Consider the following 18,679-nt stretch of genomic DNA (forward strand, 5'->3'; position numbering starts at 1 on the left):
TAGATCGGCACGTGGCTCGTCCCCGAACTGCTCAGCAGAGGACATGGGGTCCGGGCGGCCTATGGACGCCACTCACCGCCTCCCCTCGGGTGGACCGACCGTGTGGCGTGAACCCACCTGGACGTCACCTCCCCCACCAGCGTCGCCACCGGCGTGGACGGCATGGACGGCATGGACGGCATGGACAGCGTGGACGCCATCTTCTACCTGGTGCACGGGGTAGGGTGCGACGACTTCCGACGTACCGATCTCCTCACCGCCCAGATCACCGCCCAGATCACCGCCCAGGCCTGCGCCGTCTTGTTGGTGGCGTCGGTGGCGGACCCGGAGTGGGCTGGTGGATTCATCGGCTTGGACCAGTGAGGCGTGGCCGTACACCGGCCCACCCGGTGGTGGAGCCGCCTCACCTTGGGTGTCCGGGAGGCCGGTTCGCGAGAGGCACGCCCGTGACGAAAGGCACGCCCGTGATCAGGCTGCGCCCGCCTCACCCTCCGCCCCCGAAGAGTGCGAGCGTCGGTGGCAGAAGGAAGAGCATGCCCACCGACCAGGTCAGGTGGGTGATGATCGGGCCGAGGACTCCCCCGGTGACTCGCCGCTGCAAGCCGACGACGAGCCCTAACGCGGCAGCGGCGAAAGCCAGCAGCGGGATACCTGCAGCCGCAGTGACCACCGTGTAGACGGCCGCAGTGACCGCGAGCGCGTATTTTCCGCTCACGGCGGGGTACAGGGCGCCTCGGTAGAAGAGTTCCTCGGCGATGCCGTTGACGACGGTGATCGCCAGTACCAGTGGTAGTGATCCGGTTCTGGCGTGGTCGAGTAGTTCTTCGATGGGGTCGCGGAGCACGGGGATCTGGGCGACGACGCCTGCTCCGGCGAGGAAAATTCCCAGCAGCAGCGTTCCCAGGGCCAACGATTGGGTCACCGGGTATCCGATGCCTTGCCGGCGTCGGTGTGCCCGGCCCAGGTGGAGTCGCCCTGAGGCGAGGGCGCCGATGGTGTAGGTGCCGGCGAGTGCCAGGGTGGCCGGGTAGAAGCGTGGGTCGCCGGCGGGGATGCGTAGGGAGTGTGCGACGAGGGCGATGGCGGCGACCAGGGTGGCCATGGCGACTCCTCTGCGGCGGAGTCTGTTGTCTTCCAGATGGTTCCGAGGGACTGATTCGTGGAGTGCTGCGATGAGGAAGCGTCGTAGCTCCCGGGCGGGTGCTCCTGCCCGTCTGTACAGGCTCATCTGGCCGTCTCCGGGGATGGCCGGTCGCGGTGTGGCGGGCCGTCCAGTTCGAGGGGTGCCAGCATCGTCCCGGGGTCGAGGAGGGTGAGCTGTTGAACGCACCACGGGCTCAAGGTGAAGGGGGCTGAGCGTGCCGTGGTGTGGGCTTCTGGGAGGTCGATCCAGGCGGCGTCCATGACTTCGTCGGGTGCGAGGTGGAGGTCGCCACGGGCCTGGCCGACGAAGACCGGGCACAGTTCGTGTTCGACGATGCCTCCGGCGTCGACGGCTCGGTAGGTGAATTCGGGGAGCAGGCAGGTCAGCCGGTCGATGTTCAGCCCGGTTTCCTCGAGGGTGCGGCGGGCGACGGCGTCGGGGACGGTCTCCCCGGGGCGGGGGTGTCCGCAGCAGCTGTTCGACCACACTCCGGGCCACGTGCGTTTGGTGAGCGCGCGTCGGGTCATCAGGAGGCGGTCGTCCTGGTCGAGGAGGTACACGCTGAAGGCGAGATGCAGGGGTGTGTCGGTGCCGTGGACGGTTGTCCGGTCGGCGGTGCCGATCGGTCGTCCGTCCGTTCCGATCAGTACCACCTGGTCGGGGGTTTCTTCTCGGTTCATGGTCTGCCTTGTCGGGAAATTCCTAGGGCTCGGGGTCCAGGAGTGGGCGAGGCCTTTGTCGCAGTTCAGCCTAGGTATTTTCCGGTGTTGTCGCCGGGTCTGTTCGGGGGTGTCGGAGGGTCGGTTCGCGTTCTGGGTCTGTGGCTGGCGGCTCGGCTCGTACCATCGAGAGGAGGAGGCATCGTCGCTGACCGGTCGGTCACCGGCGCTCGTGGAGGGAGAGGGTCGGAGTGCAGGTCGGGCAGGCGGGTCGAGGCGACGGCGGGTCGTCGGCTCAGGGGATCACCGAATCGATGCGGGCGCTCTCCATGGAGACGATGCGTTATGTCGACGATGTGGCTCGTGTGCTGGGTCATCACCGCAGCGATGTCGCTGCTCTCGGGGCGCTGATCGAGGCCGACCGTCGGGGTGTCGAGGTGACTCCGAGCGAGTTGGCTCACGAGATGAGTTTGTCGTTGGCGGCGGTCACGGCCTTGGTGGACCGGTTGGAGCGGGCAGGGCATCTGTGTCGTCGCCGTCATGTCGATGACGGGCGGAAGGTCGTTCTGGAGTTGACCGATCGTGCCCGGGAGACCAGCCGGTTCATGTTCCTCCCGTTGGCCGAGCGGATGTGTGCGCAGTTGGCGGGTTATTCGGCTGAGGAGCTGGATGTGGTGGCGCGTGCGCTGGCTGATCTGTTGGTGGCGGCGGAGTCGGCGCGTCCTCCGTCGGTCGAGGTCACCGGTTCCGGTACTGCTGTCGGGGTCGGTACCGGAGCCGGTGGCTCGCACGGTTAGGGCAGGTCGACGGTGTCATTGCGGCCTTCGGTGCGGCGCCCGGTGACGGCACTGCGGACGATGTGCATGAGTTGGCCGATGCGGCCGCCGGTGCCGTTGTCATTGCCGCCCCAGTATTCGGCGGAGTCGGCTTCGATGTGGAGCAGGATGTTGTTCGGGTTGTCGGGGCCGCCTTCCATGAAGAGGTCGGTGAAGGTGTTCCAGTACTCGTGGAGTTTGGTGGGGTCTTCGAGGACGCGGGCGCGGCCGGAGACGCTCACCCAGGTTCCTTTGCCGGTGTAGGACACGTTGACCTGGGGGTTGGCGGTGATGGCTCGGGTCTGCTCGGAGTCGCGTTCGGCGATGAACCACAGGTCGCCGTCGAATTCGACGTCTTGGGTCGACATGGGTCGGGCGAGGAGTTTCCCGCTGGGGTCGACGCTGGTGAGCATCGCGGTTCTGAGGTCTTTGATCATCGCGGCGATCTTCTGGATGTCGTGGTCGGACATGTCGTCTTCTCCTCGGCAGTGGGTTCGCGCGGTCGTTCTTCCCTTACCCCTCGCAGGTCAGATCATTCAATCGTCGAAAGATCTGTCTGCGAGGGGTAAGGGTGCACGGGGTTACGGCCGGAAGGTCTTGCCGTCGGCGATCTGGTAGGCGTCCAGGGCGAGGACGTGGTGTCCGGGCGAGGTGTGAGCTTCTACCGTGATGGTGTGTTTGCCGTGGTCGCAGACGATGTTGCCGAGGACTTCCTGATATTTCACCGGTCCGGCGGTGTCCAGCTCGGCATAGCTCGTGCCGTCGACGTACACCGTGGCTTTGGCTCCTTGGGGGAGGGTCGTGCCGCGGAAGACCAGATACCCCTGGCCGTCGAAGGTTTCTGTCGTCGTCCATCGGGCTTTGTCCTGGTAGGTGACCAGGGCTGTCCCGTTCAGGTAGGACGGGTGCTGCACGAAATGCCAGTTCTTGTCCGCGCCGACGCCGGTGATGTCGATCGGGGCAGGTGCCAGGCGGACGGTAGTGGTGGAGACCGCGCTGTTCCGTCCGTCTGGCCAGAGTGCGCTGACCCGTACTTCGTACTTGTCGCCGAATTCTCCTCGGAAGGTGGCTTCTGTCTTGGAGGTGTCCGCGAACCAGAGTTTTTCCGGCCCGTAGGAGCGGCTTCCGTCGGGGTTGATCTTCACCTCGGCGAAGGTCACCCGGTAACGGGTGTCCAAGGGTCCGTGGGAGACGTCCCAGGAGACCTTCTGGGTTGGCTCTTCGTAGTTCAGTTCGCCGGTGGACAGGACGTCGACGCTGCCCATCCGGTCTTGGCCGTGGCGAGGGGTCACGTTGAGGGAGTCGAGTGCGAGGGTGCCGGCTGAGCTGGATTTGATCGTGACGACATGTTTTCCGGCAGGGAGCGGCACTGTTGTCAGGGGCTGACGGTAGGGGTATTTCGAGGTTGTTGTTCCGGTGGAAGTGGTGAAGGATGTGGCCGGGCCGCCGTCCACGGAGATCTCTGCGGTTCCTCCTTGAGGGACGAGCGTTCCTTTCACGGTCAAGGTCGCGTCGACGGCGGTGGTGACGACCTGGGTGATCGTTTCCCCGGGTCGGTAGGTGACGGCGGCGGTCCCGCCGAAGTATTCGGGATGTTTCACCAGGTGCCAGCCCGGTGAGGCTTTTCCTGTGGCCGAAGGAAGATCCATGATGTTCGTCATGTGGACGATGTGTTCGCCTCGGGCTTTCTCCCCGGTCAGTGGGTCACGGCCGGTCACGGTGAAGCGGTGGATGTCTCCTAGTCCGCGGTGCACCCCGACCGCACGGTGCATCGCGTTGCTCATCGGGTATTTCTCCTCGGGTCCGAAGGTCACCTTCCCCTCGTCGTCCGTCGTGCCTTTCGCCCACATGACGTCGTACTCCCAGTTCTTGAGAGCGAAATCTCCACGGACGGCGCTCCACATCACGGTGGCCAGGGGGGTCTGGGCATCGATGACCGAGCCGATCTCGATCTTGACCGCCGTCGACGTCGGGGCGACCGTGGTCTGTCCGCCCATGGCTGCCGGTGGTCGGGCCGAGGTGAGGGCATCGGGTGCATTGACCGGGAGTGCTGCCGCTGCGGAGGTGATCCCACCGGGCAGTAGGAGCCCGCCGGACAGTGCGAGGACGAGCAGATGGGAACGACGAGCAGACATGACAAGACCTCATCTCGAAGAAAACGGCCCCCGATGAATTGAATAAAGTGGCCCACGTGAAAACCTGGCGTGGCCTGTTAGTAGATCCCCCACCCGCAGAGAGAAAAACGGTTTTTCAGGGCAGCAGAATGTTCCCCTCAGAGCCCTGGAAGCGGGTATGCAAAAACACTATTCCGCCAGAACCAGCCTTGTCATCAGCCGTTTTCAAGACGTGATCGATAGGTCACATACCGTGATCGACGATTTCTTGTCGCTATTGATCCGTGATCATATCGCCATCAGAAAAAATATTCACCGGACCATGCGATGACTTTTCGATGAAAAATATAGGAAGATCGTTCCTTCAGGGCTGGAGGACATCTATCCCCTGCAGCTCAGTCGACGCCGGACCCGCCACGCAGCCCAGCCTGGGGTGCATCCCGGCCGTCCCGGGCGTCCAAGCCCTGGAAGACCATGGCGACCAGGGCGTCCGCCACCGCATCGACATCATGGTCACCGTCCGGCCGATACCACTCCACCAGAGAGTTCACCGTCCCGTACACGAAACGAGTGATCAGCAGGGCGTCAGCATCGCCCCGCAGCGCGCCCTCGGCCCGTGCAGCCTCGACCAGCGCCGCGAACCTCAGGTCGAACCGACGGCGTCGCTCCAGAGCGTCCCGCTCGACCTCGGTGTTCCCCCGAACCCGGAGCAGCAAGGTCACATAGGGAAGTTCGTCGTGCAGGACGTGGACTGCGCGACGCACCACTGCTTCGAGCCGTTCCCGGGCCGTCCCGGAGGTGGAGACCTCTTCCTCGAAGGCTGTTTCCAAAGAGCACAGGGCCCGGTCGCAGGCTCGTTGCAGCAGATCCTCCTTGCTGCTCACGTGGTAATAGATCCCTGCTTTGGAGATGCCGAGATTTTCTGCGAGCACCCCCATCGAGGTGCCTTCGTACCCGTGCCGGTTGAAGACTTCTACAGCGACGGCGAGGATCGACTCACCGTCGTAGCCAGGACGTTTGCGTCGCTCACCCAGGGTGCCGGGTTCGGGGCTCGTGGTCACCGGTTCATTCTCCCTCGCGCATTCCGACAGGTGGACGGGGGTGTCCGGTGCGCTGTCAGTCGCCGGACAGGTTTCGGTTGTCGTAGATCCGACGGAGTTTGCCCATCGAGCGGGGCAGCGTGCCGGGGTCGGCGACGGCGATGCGGGCGGACGAGCCAATCCGTGACTTGACCAGATGTTGCAGTTCTTTCGCCGCAGAAGTGGCTTCATCATCAGACGCTTCGGGCCGACGTTCGATGTGGATGGTGAGTTCGTCCATCCGGTGGGGTCTGGTCAGCTCAAGTTGGAAGTGAGGTGACAGCGCGGAGAGGGTGAGGGCGATCTCCTCGATCTGCGTGGGGAAGAGGTTCACGCCGCGCAGGATGATCATGTCGTCGCTGCGGCCGGTGAGTCGGCCCATCCGGCGGTGGCCGGGGCGGGCGGTACCGGGCAATAGGCGGGTCAGGTCATGGGTGCGGTAGCGGATCACGGGCATCGCGACCTTGGTCAGTGACGTGAAGACCAGTTCGCCTTCGCTGCCGTCCGGGAGCACTTTGTCGTCGGCGAAGGGGTCGATGATCTCGGGCAGGAAGTGGTCCTCCCAGAGGTGCAGGCCGTCGTGGGTCTCCGCGGATTCGCCGGCGACGCCGGGGCCCATCACTTCGGAGAGCCCGTAGATGTCGCTGGCGGTGATGGCGAACCCGGCCTCGAGCTCGCGGCGCATCTGGCTGGTCCACGGTTCGGCGCCGAGGACGCCGACCTTCAGCGCGGTGGCGGCGGGGTCGAGGCCTTCTTTGCGCATCTGGTCCATGATCGCCAGGAGGTAGGTGGGGGTGCACATGATGGCTCGGGGTGCGAAGTCCTCGATGAGTTGGATCTGCTTCTCGGTCTGGCCTCCGCTCATGGGGACGACGGTGCAGCCGAGGCGTTCGGCGCCATAGTGCGCGCCGAGTCCACCGGTGAAGAGCCCGTATCCGTAGGAGATCTGCACGAGGTCTCCGGGTCGGACCCCGGAGAGCCGCATGCATCGAGCGACCAATCCGGCCCAGGTGCGCAGGTCGCCTTCGGTGTAGCCGACGACGGTGGGTCGGCCGGTCGTCCCGGAGCTGGCGTGGACCCGACGGACGTCGGCCATGGGGACGGCGAAGGTACCGAAAGGGTAGGCCTGGCGGAGGTCGTCCTTGTCGGTGAAAGGGAATTTCGCGAGGTCTTCGATGTGGCGCAGGTCATCGGGGTGCACGCCGACCGCGTCGTACTTGGCCTTGTACATGGGGACGTTCTCGTAGGCGTGCCGCACTGTCCAGGACAGCCGTGCGAACTGTAGTTCGCGCAGCTGATCGACGTCATAGAGCTCTTCGGGGTCAGGTCGGGTCGGGTCGAGGTGGGCGTCGGTGTCGACGAGGCGGGGTGGTGTCGGGGGCGCGATCATCGCGGTCATCGTCGACCTTCCTGGGGTATGGGCGCCGATGGTGAGCGGCGGACATGGGCGGCTCCGGCTGCGAGGCCCACGTCTTTCACAGCCGACCGGACTACGACGGAATACCCTTGTAAAATCGGATATTTCGTCAGCACACCGGATGTGCTGTCCCGTGTCCAATGCCCTCGCACCCAGAGGCGTTCGACGGCGGGTCGGCGCGTCCGACGGCCTGGGCCTGCGCGCCCAGCGCAGCGTGTCGTCGCCGAACGCCTTTACCTCGTTTATAAACTCCGCTGCATGCGATGGGTCGAACGTCCGTACGACGAACGGTTCACCCGCTGGTCGGCTGTGTGGTCGACGGTGTGGGTGGTCAGCGCACTGGCGATGTGGTTCAAGGTCATCCCCGGGTTCCCCGGTGGCCTCTTGCTGATCCTGTTGTTCTGGCGCCCTCTGCTGGACAGCGTGCGGGGCGCGGCGAGCCGGATACGGCCGACGGTGCGGGCGACCCTGACGACTTTCCTGATCGCGCTGACCGCCGGCGTCCTCATGCAGTCATTCGTGGATCCGCTGTTGGCGTCCCTTTTCGGCATCGACCGGCTGTCCTCGGCGAATACGCAGTGGGCGACGAATTTCCTGAAGGACGCGCCCGTGCTGGCAACGGTCCTCTTCGTGGTGCTCGGCCCGCTCGGTGAGGAGCTGAGCTACCGGTACGGGCTCTTCCGGCTGATCAGCAGATTCAGCGTGATCGCGGGCCATCTGGTGACCGCGCTGGTCTTCGCCCTGCAGCATGTGGTGGTCGGCTGGCTGAGCGGCGCCCCCGAACAGTTGCTCCTGATGCCAGGACATGCCGTGACCTCGGCGATCTGGACGGTCGCTTATCGACGTACCGGGAATCTGATGGTCTGTTTCGGCTCCCATCTGCTGTTGAACGCGCTGGGCGTCACGTTCATGTTCCTGAACGGGTGATTCCGCAGGTTCCGCGATGCGGGCCGCGGCGACGGATGGCCGTGGCACGACAGTGGGCTTCGTCGTCTACCGTCCACCGATGGCTCCGTCCGTCCGACACACCACCTGGCCGGTCTTCCTTGTCATCGTCCAAGGGCGCCTTTAGCGTCCGGAGTGACCGATCGGTCAGTCATCGCAGCCGGCACTCGTCCGGCTCCCGTCGGGATGCGGTGGACCGGTCGTCCGACCGCCGACCCCGAGGTGACCGCAATGACGCACACCCCGCACCCGACCATGCCCGGCTCACCATCCGACCGAGACCGGTTCCCCGGAGAGAGTGGTCCGGAGCTGGAAGTCTCTGCCGAGCAAGCAGCTTTCGACCGGTTGATCGCCGAGGACTCCCGCATCGAGCCCCGCGACTGGATGCCAGAGGCCTACCGCCGGACGCTGGTGCGGCAGATCAGCCAGCATGCACATTCGGAGATCATCGGCATGCAACCCGAGGCGAACTGGATCACGCGGGCGCCGAGTCTGCGCCGCAAGGCGATCCTCATCGCGAAGGTGCAGGACGAAGCAGGCCACGGTCTCTACCTGTACAGCGCGGCCGAGACCTTGGGCACGCCGCGGGCGACCTTGGTGCAGCAGCTGCTGGAGGGCAAGGCGAAATACTCGTCGATCTTCAACTACCCCACGAAGACCTGGGCCGATGTCGGCGCGATCGGCTGGCTGGTCGACGGTGCGGCGATCTGCAACCAGGTTCCCCTGTGCCGGTGCAGTTACGGCCCGTACGGGCGGGCGATGGTCCGGGTGTGCAAGGAGGAGAGCTTCCATCAGCGGCAGGGGTGGGAGATCCTCCATGCGCTCTCCCACGGCACACCGGAACAGAAGGAGATGGCGCAGGACGCGGTGAACCGTTTCTACGGTCCTGCCTTGCAGATGTTCGGCCCGCCGGATGCTGATTCGCCGAACAGCCGTCAGTCGATGGACTGGCGGATCAAACGGTTCAGCAATGACGAGTTGCGGCAACGTTTCGTCGACATGATGGTGCCGCAGGCCGAGGCCCTGGGGCTGACGCTGCCCGACCCCGACCTGAGATGGAACGATGCCCGGGGGCATTACGACTACGGCGAGTTGGACTGGTCTGAGTTCAAGTCGGTGCTGGCGGGGAACGGGCCGTGCAATCAGCAACGGATGGAGCGGCGCCGCCAGGCCCATGCGGAGGGCACATGGGTACGTGAGGCCGCCGCAGCCTATGCGCAACGCACGGCGGGTGCGACGGAGACGGCGGTGAAGGGCGCGTGAGCATGGGAGATATCGACCGCGGAGAAGACCTCGACGGAACGGGCGACGACTGGCCGTTGTGGGAGGTCTTCGTCCGCTCCAGCCGGGGATTGTCACATGTGCATGCTGGGTCGTTGCATGCCCCGGACGCGGCGATGGCGGTGCGTAATGCCCGCGATCTGTACACCCGACGCAATGAGGGAGTCTCGGTGTGGGTGGTTCCGGCGGAGGCGATCACCACCTCTGATCCGGACCACAAAGGCGCTTTCTTCGAGTCGCCCCAGGGCAAGTCCTACCGGCATGCCACTTACTACACCCTCTCAGAGGGGGTGAAGAACCTTTGAGCGCAGGAGGTTTCGCATCTGCAACGAAAATCGGGGTCGGGGTGGCACTCACCCCCGAAGAGATCGCGGGCCGGCTCGAGAACGGCCCGACCCCCGACGAGGCCGTGGCCCGATATGCGCTCCGGCTGGGCGATGACGCGCTGATCCTGTCGCAGCGCCTGTCGTGGTGGGTGACTCGTGCTCCGGAGATGGAGGAGGACATCGCCCTGGCCAATATCGCCCTCGACCTGCTCGGACACGCCAGGAGCCTGCTCACCTACGCAGGGAGTACCTGGGGTCGTACCGAGGACGACCTGGCCTTCTTCCGGGACGAGGACGAATTCGTCTGCGTACACCTCGTCGAGGTGGAGAACGGTGATTTCGGGCAGACCATTGCCCGACAGATCCTTGTCAGTCTCTATCAACTCGGTATGTACGAAGCCCTGCGAGGCAGCCGTGACGCGATGCTCTCAGCCATCGCCGCGAAGGCTCACAAAGAAGTCGAGTACCACGTCGATCACGCCTGGCAGTGGGTGCTGCGCCTGGGGCTGGGCACGGAGGAGAGCCACCGGCGGATACAGCACGGCTTGGAGGTCGTCTGGCCGTATGTCGAGGAATTGTTCGCCGACGACGAGCTGATCGACCAGCTCAAGGATGTCGACGAAGGTGGAGTCGCGGTACGGCCGAGTTCGCTGCGGGTGGACTTCGACCGACGGCTGGGTCGGCTGTTGTCGGAGGCCGGTCTGACGATGCCTGAAGTTCCGGCAGCACGCACCGGCGGTCGGCAGGGCCTGCACCGGGAGGCTTTCGGTCCGTTGCTGGCCGAGATGCAGGTCCTGGCGCGCCGCCACCCTGGGGCGTCGTGGTGATCTCGGTGGCGGGCGACGAGGACCAGTCGGCGCGATCTTCCCCGGCGGGGTCCCGACCATCCGATCCGGAGTCGGCACGAGCCTGGGATGTTGCGGCAGCAGTATGCGATCCGGAGATTCCGGTGTTGTCCGTGGCGGATCTGGGGGTACTACGTACGGTGCGGGTGGTGACCGCCTCCGACCCGTGGGGTGCTTCGCGCCGGGTCGTCGAGGTCGAGATCACTCCGACCTATTCGGGGTGTCCGGCGATGGAGGTCTTCCGCTCCGATATCGCGGTGGCGCTCATGTCTGCCGGCTATGACGAAGCACATGTCGACATCGTCCTGTCCCCGGCGTGGACGACCGATTGGATGACGGACGAGGGCCGGGCGAAGCTCCTGGCCTACGGCATCGCACCCCCTGTCGGTCCGGCCTGTGGCCAGGAACCCGGTCGGCCGAGACCCACTCGCAGTGCAGTGGTCTGCCCTCGATGTTCGTCGACGAACACCCGCGAGCTGTCACGCTTTGCCTCGACCTCGTGCAAGTCGCTCCACCGATGCGACGACTGTCTTGAGCCCTTCGACTGTTTCAAGGTGTTGTAGATGTCCGATCAGACTGGGGTGGCGGCCCGGCGCCGCGCTCATTTCCACCCGCTGGCCGTGGCCGGTCTGCGCCGGCTGACTGAGGATGCGGTGGAGGTGACGCTCACCGTCCCGGAAGAGCTGGCCGGACGGTTCAACTACACGTCGGGGCAGTACGTCGCGATGAGTGCGACGATCGACGGCCGGGAGGTGCGTCGAAGCTACTCCCTGTGCGCTGAGCCGGCACCCGGGCTGATCCGGGTGGCGATCAAAGCGGCCCGAGGCGGGGTCTTCTCGACGTGGGCGAACGAACGGCTGCAGGTGGGGGACGTCCTGGAGGTGATGGCGCCGATGGGGGCCTTCGTCAGCCAGCACGCCCTGACCGAGCTGAACGACCCGCAGGCGGTGGCCGAGCGGGTGTCGACCGGAGGGACCGAACGGTTCGCAGCAGTGGCCGCAGGGTCGGGAATCACCCCGGTCATCGCGATCGCGCGGAGCATCCTGGCCTCGAACCCGCGGGCGATCTTCGAATTGGTCTTCGCGAATCGCACGGCCAATGACGTGATGTTCGTGGAGGAGCTGGCCGATCTGAAGGATCGCTATCCGGCGCGGTTCGCGGTACATCATGTGTTGTCACGTGAGCAGCGACAGAGCCCCTTGCATTCGGGGCGGATCGATGACGAGAAGATCCGGTTGATCTTCGACCGGGTGTTCCGCGCGGAGAAAGCGGACGAGTTCTTCCTGTGCGGCCCGTTCGAGCTGGTCCAGATGGTGCGAGCCGAGTTGTCACGCCGCGGGGTTCCCGAGGAGAGGGTCCGTTACGAGCTCTTCTCCTCAGGCCGGCCGGCCGAGGCGCGTGCAGAGGTGGGCGCGCCGGTGGCTGCGGATCCTCATGGGGAGGATTACACGATCTCCTTCACCCTCGACGGGCTGACCGGCGAGGTGGAGTCGCCGCGCAGCGCACGTGAGTCGGTGTTGAATGCGGCCTTGCGGGTGCGTGGCGATGTGCCTTTCGCCTGTGCAGGTGGGGTGTGCGGAACGTGCCGGGCGAAGGTGTTGGAGGGCGAGTTGTCGATGGACGAGAACTACGCCTTGGAGGCGGACGAGGTCGCGCAGGGATATGTGCTGACCTGCCAGGCCCGCCCGATCTCCGACCGGGTGTCGGTGACCTTCGACGCCTGATCCGGGCGGGCCTGGTGCCGTCTCTGCGGGGGACGACAGATCAGTCCCGGTAGGGCACCTCGTCCTGGACGTCCTCCTCGGGGTTCTCCCCTCGGATGTCGGGGTCTTCGGCGAGGAGGCTGTAGAGCTGTCGGCGTGATTCTTCGAGCAGTTCACGAGCTGCTCGGTTGACGTGGGGGTCGGCGGTGCCGGAGACCGATCGGACGGCCAGGGCGAGCTGCCCGAAGGCCATCCACAGTTCGGTGTTCCCGCTAGGTGTCTTTTCGGAGCCTGGCTGTTCGCCGGGTGCTGGTTGTTCCCAGGGCCGGGCGCGGGGTCCGAGCTCGCTGACATGGGAGCGCCCGGCCTCGGTCAGGGTGTACATCTTTCCGGTGCCTTCGGCCTGAGCGATGAGTTCTTCGTCCTCGAGCTGGGAAAGTGCGGGGTAGATGGCGCCTGGGCTGGGCCGCCAGCGTCCGTCGGTGCGCTCTTCGAGGGTGCGGATGATCTGGTAGCCGTTGAGGTCGTCTTCGGCGAGGAGCCCGAGAACAGCCAGACGGATGTCGCCGCGGCGAGCTCGTCCCCCTCGATGTCCAGGGCGCGGACCGGCATGTCCTCTCGCCCCCCGTCCGGGCGTGCCTGGCTGCCCGAGGTTTCCGAGGAGACTGGCGATGGCTCGGTATTCAGGCCCGAAGGCTTCCCAGGGGTGACGCGGTGGCTGGTGACGGGTGTGGTCGTCGTGGGGGTGCATGGTGCGTCCTTTCCCAGAGGCGGTTGCCCTGCCCCTCCATCATGCGACGAGCTATCGAGATATGTCTATAGATATATCGTTGTTGCCACCTGACGACCCTGGTGCGGCGAGGGAATACGCGAAGGCTGCGCCGCCTCGCGTCGAGGAAATCACCTCATCGGCACCGATAAAGCACTCCTGCGCCGTGATCCGCCCGCACCACTCGGCGTCGCCGCGATCTGCGACAGGAACGACCTGCCCCGCCGTCAATCCGGTCCATCCGACGACTTCGCCCCCGTTCGACAGTCGAACCACCAGGACGAGAGCTGCTCCGAGAGGCGAACCATGCACCGGAAGGTCGATCCCGCTGATCCGGAGGCGGCCGTCGGGCAAGAGCTCTCCGGACAGAGGCAAACGATCCCGATCAGGGAGGACGACGGTCGCCGTGCCGCGACGCAAGGCCTGGAGCAGTCGCTCGTTGGCGATGGTCCGTCGCCCTCGAGCGAGGGTCTCCATGGCGTGTCGCTGATCGCACAGATGCCGGGCTGCGGCCGGGCAGAGCGTAGCGATGTCATCCACTGCCGCATCGAAGAGGAGGCGGGCGCTCCGAGCAGAGTCGGCGCAGGCGGCAGGCCATCCGTGCGTCTCGGCAAGAAGGGCGTCAAGACCGATGTCGAGCAGGCCCGTGGCGGCCACGGCTCGCATCAGGACCCTGATCGAGGCGTCATTGCCAGGGCACCCTTGAGTGGAAAGCAGGCTCAGGACTGGTGCAAGGGCGATGTCGACAGGCGCTTCTGGGTCGAAAGAGGTCCGGACGACGGCGTCGTCCGCCAGGACTGTCGAGGCATTCATGGTCGTACCCCCGGTATCCGATGGGATGGAGGCCCCTCGCACGGCACAGCACCGCGGAAAGGTCATCTCCTGTTCGACCAGATCATCAAACCTTATAGGTTTAGTAATGCCAAATTATAAGTAGCGGAGCGAGTGGAAGCGGGCGACCAGACTCGATCAGCGGCGAGGCGCATAGGCCGGGCCGTCGACATGCTCACCGGTGGCGCGGGGCGCATAAGCAGGCCCACCAACCAGGGGAGTCTCAGATCCATCCATGCTCGGCAAGGACACCGGGCTGACGAGACGCTTGAGGGCGGCGCGCTCCCGCTCGGGGATGGATTCGACGGACTTCGTCGCAAGAACCCGCACCTGAGGCGCATTGGCGAGCGCGGAGATGCGTGCCGGAGCGCTGCTCACTACGGGGTCCGCAACGACCCCACCAACGGCCACACCTCCGGTGAGCAGGGATGTCACGACGAGGGCAGTGCACTTCATGGCGAAACCTTTCACATGCTGCAATCGCGGATCGGCGATAACGATAGGTTAATCGAATCGAAACTGAGATTGAAATCTATTATGACTATGAAGATGATGGGCGCCATCTATGGCTTTGGAGCCTTTGATCGATTCCCCCACGGGTTGATCCGAGACGGAGCCATGAGGGAATGCCCACTCCGACGATGGGTAGGCCGATGCATAACGCGCCCCAAAAGCCACGAAGACCGCCAGCGACATCTCACAGAAGGCGGATGTCGTAGGCAAGGTGCTTCAGGCGGAGAAGACTCCGAGCAGCGGGGCAACCCCGGGCCCCATCGACACCCCATCGACCGCAAAGGCAGGAGTGTGATTTCGAATGCCAGCCGGACAAGATCTCTCGATCTCAGCAGGCGGATTGTCCCTCTTCAACGGGGCATCCAGATCAGGACGCTCCCGAGCTCTCAGGCCGTCGATCGGACCGACAGCGACTCGAGCTGAAGTCTTCGGAACCAGATTGTACACAAAATAGCCACTGGTGAACAGCCTGGCTTCAGGAAAAATTCAGAGCCCGTCGACGCAAGCCTGACGATTCATCCCAAAACACCCGCTCCAGGGTCAGCACCCAGGGCGGCCACCACCATTGCGGGACCTAGGCAATAACGTGTCTGACCATGATGGATCACCGCGTCATCGTCTGCGACGTCGACGGCACACTCCTCAACAGCTCCTTGGAGGTTCTGCCCGGAACCCGCGCCTGGCTCGCTGCGGCGCAGTCACGAGGAGTGATCATCATGCTCGCGTCCGGCCGCCCCGTCGCCGGACTGCACCGCCTCGTCCAACGCTGCGAACTCAACCCGACGGGGATGATCCTGGCCGGTTACAACGGCGCTTATGTCGTCGAAGCAGACAGTCGACGCACCCTGACCCGCAGCACGATCCCCCTCGCGATCGCCCACCAGGTCGCCGAGATCGCACAGAGCCGAACAGGTCTGGTCACCCTGTGGTGCCATGGGAATCAGGTCTACACCCCTTGTCCCGACAACCCCAGCGTCAGGGCCCAGGCCCAGGAGAACGATCTGGAGATCATTCACACCGCTGATCTCGACACCGTGGACAAGGCCCCTGATGCCATCGTCTGCCATGGCGGCGAACAGCTCGGCGCGCTGGTGCGACTGATCCGGGCACGGCTGCGCGACGAGGTCGAGTTCTCCTTCGCCTCGGGCAGCTACATCGAGATCACCTCACGTGGCTCGACCAAGGGATCGGCCTTGCGTCGGTGGTGCAGCTATGCAGACATCCCTCCGGAAAGCGTGATCGCCTTCGGGGACCACGACAACGACATCCCCCTGCTGGAATCCGCCGGACTGGGTGTGGCCATGGGCAATGCCACCGCCGCGGTCAAAACTGTCGCCGATGTGGTCACCCGCAGCCATGACGACGAGGGGATCGCCGCCGTCCTCAGTGAACTGGCCCCCTCCGAGCTCGTCGACACCCGTCCGGTACCGGTACCGGACGGGAAAACCGACGCTGCACAGCGAACGACGGTGCGCCCGCTCCTGCCGAAGCAGTAGAGGCACACCGTCGTCACGAGCTCGGGCCGGGCCCGAACGACCCGAAAAGTAGTCAGCCCTTGATCGCGGAGATCTCAAATTCGAGGGTGATCTTCTCCGAGACGAGAACGCCGCCCGTCTCCAGCGCCGCATTCCAGGTCAGGCCGTAGTCCTTACGGTTGATCACGGTCGAGCCCTCGAAGCCGATGCGCTCGTTACCGAACGGGTCCTGGGCCGCACCGGCGTAATCGAAGTCGATCGTGACCGAGCGAGTGACGTCCTTGATGGTCAGGTCGCCGGTCATGCGCAGGGTGCTCTCGTCGACCGCCACCAGGTCGGTGGAGGCGAAGGTGATCGCCGGGAAGCGCTCGGCGTCGAAGAAGTCTCCGGTGCGCAGATGTCCGTCACGGTCAGCATTGCGGGTGTCGACGCTGGCGACCTGGATGTCGATCCGGACGGAGGCTTCAGCAAGCCCCTCGCCCGTCGTGGCCGAGCCGGTGAACTCGTCGAAGGAACCGCGCACCTTGGTCACCATGGCGTGGCGGGCCACGAAGCCGATGCGCGAGTGGGCGGGGTCGATGGTGTAGGTGCCGGCGAGCTGGTTCAGCGTGGTCATTCGAGTACTCCTCAGGATTTCGGGCCACCTAAGTGGTTGATACGTCAACTACTTTAGGGACTGATTGAGTGACATGTCAATCATCTCGTAAGATGGGGTTATGACGACGAGCCCCCGACCCGGAAACACCACAGGTCACCCCACAACCGAAAAGACGTCCCCCGAGCCCCGCTGGCTCACCGCGCACGAACAGCGCATCTGGCGGAGCTGGCTCACCGCCACCAAAGGCCTGCAAAGCACCCTGGGCAGTGACCTGATCAACGAATCCGGCCTCTCCATGCCCGATTATGAAGTGCTCGTCGTCCTCAGTGAAGCCCCTGACGAGACTTCCCGGGTCAGCGCCCTGGCCGATCTCACCGGCTGGGAACGCAGCAGGCTCTCCCACCACCTGGGGCGCATGGAAAAACGCAAGCTGATCCAGCGGCGATGCTGCCCCGAAGACGCCCGCGGACAGCTCGTCAGCCTGACCGACACCGGGCGCGAACGCATCCGCGAATCCGCGCCCGGCCATGTCGCCGCAGTACGCCGACACCTCTTCGACATCCTCGACAGCGACGACCTGGCGGCGCTGGAAAGAATCACCGCTCGGATCATCGACTCCCTGCCCGACCAGGGGTGACCGGCCCCGGCCAAGGGTCAGCCGCCTCGATCTGAGCAGCCAACGAAAGCAACAACTCGTCCTCTCCCAAGGCGGCCCCCAGCATCACTCCGTAGGGCAGCTCCACACCGTCCACGACCTCCCGATGGACCGGGAGACTGATCGCAGGGCGGCCCGACAGGTTGTGAATGCTGGTCCACGGAGTGAAGGCGCACTGATCCGCAAAATCTGCTGCCGGATCCCGATCGTTGCGCAGCGCCCCGATCGGGGCCGGCGGCCTGGCGAGGGTCGGCGTCAACACCACGTCGAACTCCCCCCAGGCCTGAGCAACTTCACGAGCAAGTTGCTGAGTCGCCACGAGCGCCGCGGCATAATCCGCGCCACGCACCTCGCGCCCACGATCGCGCAGCCAACGCGTCAACGGCACCAGCCTCTCCTCACCCCCCGGTGGCAAGGGCACCGACAGGGCGAGGACCGACCAGATGTCGGAGAAAGCCGCCCAGCGTTCACGGGGAAAAGGCCTGGGCGCAGGGGTCACCCGATGCCCCAGTCCACGGAGAAGATCGGCCGTACGTCCGACGGCACGTAGCGGCCCTGGATGGACGTCACAGTCGGTGATGACCGGTTCGGTGAGGACACCGATGCGTAACGGGCCCGGGGCTCGTCGACAGGAGTCCAGGTAGCTCGTGCGAGGACCGGGCAGCCGATAGACGTCACCGGGCCACCCGACATGCAGCAGATCGAAAGCCAGCGCCGTGTCCCGGACGGTACGGGTGAGTACACCGTGAGTGGCCAGGCCCGGGCCGTCGACGTTGGCAGGCCCGGGGCTGATGAGCCCGCGAGAGGCTTTCATCCCGACGAGCCCGCAGGCCGAGGCGGGGATGCGCAGGGAGCCACCGCCGTCGCTTCCGTGAGCGATGGGGACGAGTCCTGCTGAGACGGCAGCGGCGGCACCGCCGGAGGAACCACCTGCGGAGCGTCCGAGGTCCCAGGGAGTTCGGGCCGGCGGGGCGATATCGGGTTCGGTGTAGCAGGGGAAGCCGAACTCCGGGGTGGTGGTCTTGCCGATGATGAGCGCTCCGGCCCTGCGCAAGCGGCGGACGATGCCGTCGTCGCTGTCCGGGACGAAGCCGTCCATCGCTGCAGATCCGAAGGTGCAGGGCATTCCGGCGACCGGGGTGAGATCTTTGACCGGGCAGGGGACGCCTAGCAGCGGTGGGAGCCCCTGGCCGTCAGGATCTCGCGGGTCGCGCCGTCCGCTCAGGAGCACGTCGGCCGCCTCGGCCTGTTCGAGGGTGTGCTCCTCGTCGACGTGGACGAAGGCGCCGATCACCTCGTTCTGTCTACGGATCCGGTCGAGAACGGCCTGGGCGACGTCGAGGGCGCTGAACTCGCGACGCCGGAGTGCTGCGGCCAGATCGAGGGCGCTGAGTCGGGAGTGATCCGTCTCGTCGGACTCGCCGGGGTGAAGTGGCTGCATGGATGCATCTTGCCAGCGCCGGATGTTCGCCGAACGCTTTCCGTAGGTGCCTGGTGCGGGAACGCGGTC

Annotated in this window: 21 protein-coding genes; 10 read left to right on the forward strand and 11 right to left on the reverse strand. The window is 65.3% G+C overall.

The genetic code is table 11. From position 1 onward, the window contains the following. Positions 1-153: 153 nt before the first annotated feature. On the forward strand, positions 154-363 hold the full coding sequence (locus DX923_RS14855; protein ID WP_162873045.1) for a hypothetical protein: 210 nt from the start codon (positions 154-156) through the stop codon (positions 361-363). Positions 364-484: 121 nt separating this feature from the next. Here DX923_RS14855 and DX923_RS14860 read toward each other — a convergent pair whose 3' ends face one another. Together DX923_RS14860 and idi are read right to left on the reverse strand one after the other, a co-directional pair. Beyond that, positions 485-1,228 (reverse strand): CPBP family intramembrane glutamic endopeptidase, encoded by a 744-nt coding sequence (locus tag DX923_RS14860; RefSeq protein ID WP_116115874.1) that lies wholly within the window; start codon positions 1,226-1,228, stop codon positions 485-487. Continuing rightward, positions 1,225-1,824, reverse strand: a complete 600-nt coding sequence (idi, locus tag DX923_RS14865; RefSeq protein ID WP_116115875.1) for an isopentenyl-diphosphate Delta-isomerase — start codon at positions 1,822-1,824, stop codon at positions 1,225-1,227. Before idi ends, DX923_RS14860 begins: the two co-directional genes overlap by 4 nt. A 230-nt stretch (positions 1,825-2,054) precedes the next feature. Here idi and DX923_RS14870 point away from each other — a divergent pair, with 230 nt between their 5' ends. Then, complete coding sequence (locus tag DX923_RS14870) at positions 2,055-2,600, forward strand: MarR family winged helix-turn-helix transcriptional regulator (protein ID WP_116115876.1); 546 nt, start codon at positions 2,055-2,057, stop codon at positions 2,598-2,600. Here DX923_RS14870 and DX923_RS14875 read toward each other — a convergent pair. The 4 genes from DX923_RS14875 to DX923_RS14890 all read right to left on the reverse strand — a co-directional run bounded on the left by DX923_RS14875 (position 2,597) and on the right by DX923_RS14890 (position 7,210). Further along, complete coding sequence (locus DX923_RS14875) at positions 2,597-3,088, reverse strand: pyridoxamine 5'-phosphate oxidase family protein (protein ID WP_116115877.1); 492 nt, start codon at positions 3,086-3,088, stop codon at positions 2,597-2,599. The two genes, DX923_RS14870 and DX923_RS14875, sit on opposite strands and share 4 nt — an antisense overlap. A gap of 111 nt (positions 3,089-3,199) precedes the next feature. Then, positions 3,200-4,753, reverse strand: a complete 1,554-nt coding sequence (locus tag DX923_RS14880; RefSeq protein ID WP_116115878.1) for a hypothetical protein — start codon at positions 4,751-4,753, stop codon at positions 3,200-3,202. Between the two features lie 374 nt (positions 4,754-5,127). Beyond that, complete coding sequence (locus DX923_RS14885) at positions 5,128-5,793, reverse strand: TetR/AcrR family transcriptional regulator (RefSeq protein ID WP_116115879.1); 666 nt, start codon at positions 5,791-5,793, stop codon at positions 5,128-5,130. A 55-nt stretch (positions 5,794-5,848) separates the two neighbouring features. Then, on the reverse strand, positions 5,849-7,210 hold the full coding sequence (locus tag DX923_RS14890; protein ID WP_240322657.1) for an AMP-binding protein: 1,362 nt from the start codon (positions 7,208-7,210) through the stop codon (positions 5,849-5,851). 276 nt (positions 7,211-7,486) lie between these two features. Between DX923_RS14890 and DX923_RS14895 the strand changes: the two genes are divergently transcribed. The 6 genes from DX923_RS14895 (at position 7,487) to paaE (ending at position 12,349) form a co-directional block, all read left to right on the forward strand. After that, a complete protein-coding gene (locus DX923_RS14895; protein ID WP_162873046.1) occupies positions 7,487-8,155 on the forward strand; it encodes a CPBP family intramembrane glutamic endopeptidase in 669 nt (222 codons plus the stop codon). A 249-nt stretch (positions 8,156-8,404) separates the two neighbouring features. Next, positions 8,405-9,436, forward strand: a complete 1,032-nt coding sequence (gene paaA / locus DX923_RS14900; protein WP_116116371.1) for a 1,2-phenylacetyl-CoA epoxidase subunit PaaA — start codon at positions 8,405-8,407, stop codon at positions 9,434-9,436. Positions 9,437-9,438: 2 nt separating this feature from the next. Beyond that, positions 9,439-9,759 carry a 1,2-phenylacetyl-CoA epoxidase subunit PaaB gene (gene paaB / locus DX923_RS14905; protein ID WP_116115881.1) on the forward strand — a complete coding sequence of 107 codons (321 nt, stop codon included), beginning with the start codon at positions 9,439-9,441 and terminating at the stop codon, positions 9,757-9,759. After that, positions 9,756-10,607 (forward strand): 1,2-phenylacetyl-CoA epoxidase subunit PaaC, encoded by an 852-nt coding sequence (gene paaC, locus DX923_RS14910; protein ID WP_116115882.1) that lies wholly within the window; start codon positions 9,756-9,758, stop codon positions 10,605-10,607. The genes paaB and paaC overlap by 4 nt, the downstream gene beginning before the upstream one ends. Beyond that, the gene (paaD, locus tag DX923_RS14915; RefSeq protein ID WP_430732307.1) at positions 10,607-11,188 is read left to right on the forward strand and encodes a 1,2-phenylacetyl-CoA epoxidase subunit PaaD; all 582 of its coding nucleotides are present in this window, start codon (positions 10,607-10,609) and stop codon (positions 11,186-11,188) included. The genes paaC and paaD overlap by 1 nt, the downstream gene beginning before the upstream one ends. Next, positions 11,189-12,349, forward strand: a complete 1,161-nt coding sequence (gene paaE / locus DX923_RS14920; protein ID WP_116115883.1) for a 1,2-phenylacetyl-CoA epoxidase subunit PaaE — start codon at positions 11,189-11,191, stop codon at positions 12,347-12,349. Between the two features lie 40 nt (positions 12,350-12,389). Here the strand turns inward: paaE and DX923_RS14925 are convergent, their stop codons facing one another. The 3 genes from DX923_RS14925 to DX923_RS14935 all read right to left on the reverse strand — a co-directional run bounded on the left by DX923_RS14925 (position 12,390) and on the right by DX923_RS14935 (position 14,384). Beyond that, positions 12,390-13,079 carry a PadR family transcriptional regulator gene (locus DX923_RS14925; RefSeq protein WP_116115884.1) on the reverse strand — a complete coding sequence of 230 codons (690 nt, stop codon included), beginning with the start codon at positions 13,077-13,079 and terminating at the stop codon, positions 12,390-12,392. A 51-nt stretch (positions 13,080-13,130) separates the two neighbouring features. Beyond that, positions 13,131-13,910 carry a hypothetical protein gene (locus tag DX923_RS14930; RefSeq protein ID WP_162873047.1) on the reverse strand — a complete coding sequence of 260 codons (780 nt, stop codon included), beginning with the start codon at positions 13,908-13,910 and terminating at the stop codon, positions 13,131-13,133. Between the two features lie 156 nt (positions 13,911-14,066). Next, complete coding sequence (locus tag DX923_RS14935; RefSeq protein WP_116115886.1) at positions 14,067-14,384, reverse strand: hypothetical protein; 318 nt, start codon at positions 14,382-14,384, stop codon at positions 14,067-14,069. A 653-nt stretch (positions 14,385-15,037) separates the two neighbouring features. On the opposite strand from DX923_RS14935, the gene DX923_RS14945 reads away from it, so the two are divergent. Continuing rightward, on the forward strand, positions 15,038-15,937 hold the full coding sequence (locus DX923_RS14945) for a Cof-type HAD-IIB family hydrolase (RefSeq protein WP_116115888.1): 900 nt from the start codon (positions 15,038-15,040) through the stop codon (positions 15,935-15,937). Positions 15,938-15,989: 52 nt separating this feature from the next. Here the strand turns inward: DX923_RS14945 and DX923_RS14950 are convergent, their stop codons facing one another. Then, the gene (locus tag DX923_RS14950; RefSeq protein ID WP_116115889.1) at positions 15,990-16,532 is read right to left on the reverse strand and encodes a YceI family protein; all 543 of its coding nucleotides are present in this window, start codon (positions 16,530-16,532) and stop codon (positions 15,990-15,992) included. A gap of 100 nt (positions 16,533-16,632) precedes the next feature. Between DX923_RS14950 and DX923_RS14955 the strand changes: the two genes are divergently transcribed. Continuing rightward, a complete protein-coding gene (locus DX923_RS14955; protein ID WP_116115890.1) occupies positions 16,633-17,151 on the forward strand; it encodes a MarR family winged helix-turn-helix transcriptional regulator in 519 nt (172 codons plus the stop codon). Here the strand turns inward: DX923_RS14955 and DX923_RS14960 are convergent. Continuing rightward, on the reverse strand, positions 17,123-18,610 hold the full coding sequence (locus DX923_RS14960) for an amidase (protein ID WP_116115891.1): 1,488 nt from the start codon (positions 18,608-18,610) through the stop codon (positions 17,123-17,125). The genes DX923_RS14955 and DX923_RS14960 overlap by 29 nt on opposite strands. Positions 18,611-18,679: the final 69 nt, after the last annotated feature.

Origin of the sequence: Austwickia chelonae (genome assembly GCF_003391095.1) — a bacterium.
Taxonomy (GTDB): domain Bacteria; phylum Actinomycetota; class Actinomycetes; order Actinomycetales; family Dermatophilaceae; genus Austwickia; species Austwickia chelonae_A.

Excerpts from the sequence above, each read along its gene's own strand:
- DX923_RS14860 (WP_116115874.1), bottom strand. The coding sequence starts at position 1,228 with ATGAGCCTGTACAGACGGGCAGGAGCACCCGCCCGGGAGCTACGACGC.
- idi (WP_116115875.1), bottom strand. The coding sequence starts at position 1,824 with ATGAACCGAGAAGAAACCCCCGACCAGGTGGTACTGATCGGAACGGAC.
- DX923_RS14875 (WP_116115877.1), bottom strand. The coding sequence starts at position 3,088 with ATGTCCGACCACGACATCCAGAAGATCGCCGCGATGATCAAAGACCTC.
- DX923_RS14880 (WP_116115878.1), bottom strand. The coding sequence starts at position 4,753 with ATGTCTGCTCGTCGTTCCCATCTGCTCGTCCTCGCACTGTCCGGCGGG.
- DX923_RS14890 (WP_240322657.1), bottom strand. The coding sequence starts at position 7,210 with ATGACCGCGATGATCGCGCCCCCGACACCACCCCGCCTCGTCGACACC.
- DX923_RS14895 (WP_162873046.1), top strand. The coding sequence starts at position 7,487 with ATGCGATGGGTCGAACGTCCGTACGACGAACGGTTCACCCGCTGGTCG.
- paaA (WP_116116371.1), top strand. The coding sequence starts at position 8,405 with ATGACGCACACCCCGCACCCGACCATGCCCGGCTCACCATCCGACCGA.
- paaB (WP_116115881.1), top strand. The coding sequence starts at position 9,439 with ATGGGAGATATCGACCGCGGAGAAGACCTCGACGGAACGGGCGACGAC.
- paaE (WP_116115883.1), top strand. The coding sequence starts at position 11,189 with ATGTCCGATCAGACTGGGGTGGCGGCCCGGCGCCGCGCTCATTTCCAC.
- DX923_RS14925 (WP_116115884.1), bottom strand. The coding sequence starts at position 13,079 with ATGCACCCCCACGACGACCACACCCGTCACCAGCCACCGCGTCACCCC.
- DX923_RS14930 (WP_162873047.1), bottom strand. The coding sequence starts at position 13,910 with ATGAATGCCTCGACAGTCCTGGCGGACGACGCCGTCGTCCGGACCTCT.
- DX923_RS14935 (WP_116115886.1), bottom strand. The coding sequence starts at position 14,384 with ATGAAGTGCACTGCCCTCGTCGTGACATCCCTGCTCACCGGAGGTGTG.
- DX923_RS14945 (WP_116115888.1), top strand. The coding sequence starts at position 15,038 with ATGATGGATCACCGCGTCATCGTCTGCGACGTCGACGGCACACTCCTC.
- DX923_RS14950 (WP_116115889.1), bottom strand. The coding sequence starts at position 16,532 with ATGACCACGCTGAACCAGCTCGCCGGCACCTACACCATCGACCCCGCC.
- DX923_RS14955 (WP_116115890.1), top strand. The coding sequence starts at position 16,633 with ATGACGACGAGCCCCCGACCCGGAAACACCACAGGTCACCCCACAACC.
- DX923_RS14960 (WP_116115891.1), bottom strand. The coding sequence starts at position 18,610 with ATGCAGCCACTTCACCCCGGCGAGTCCGACGAGACGGATCACTCCCGA.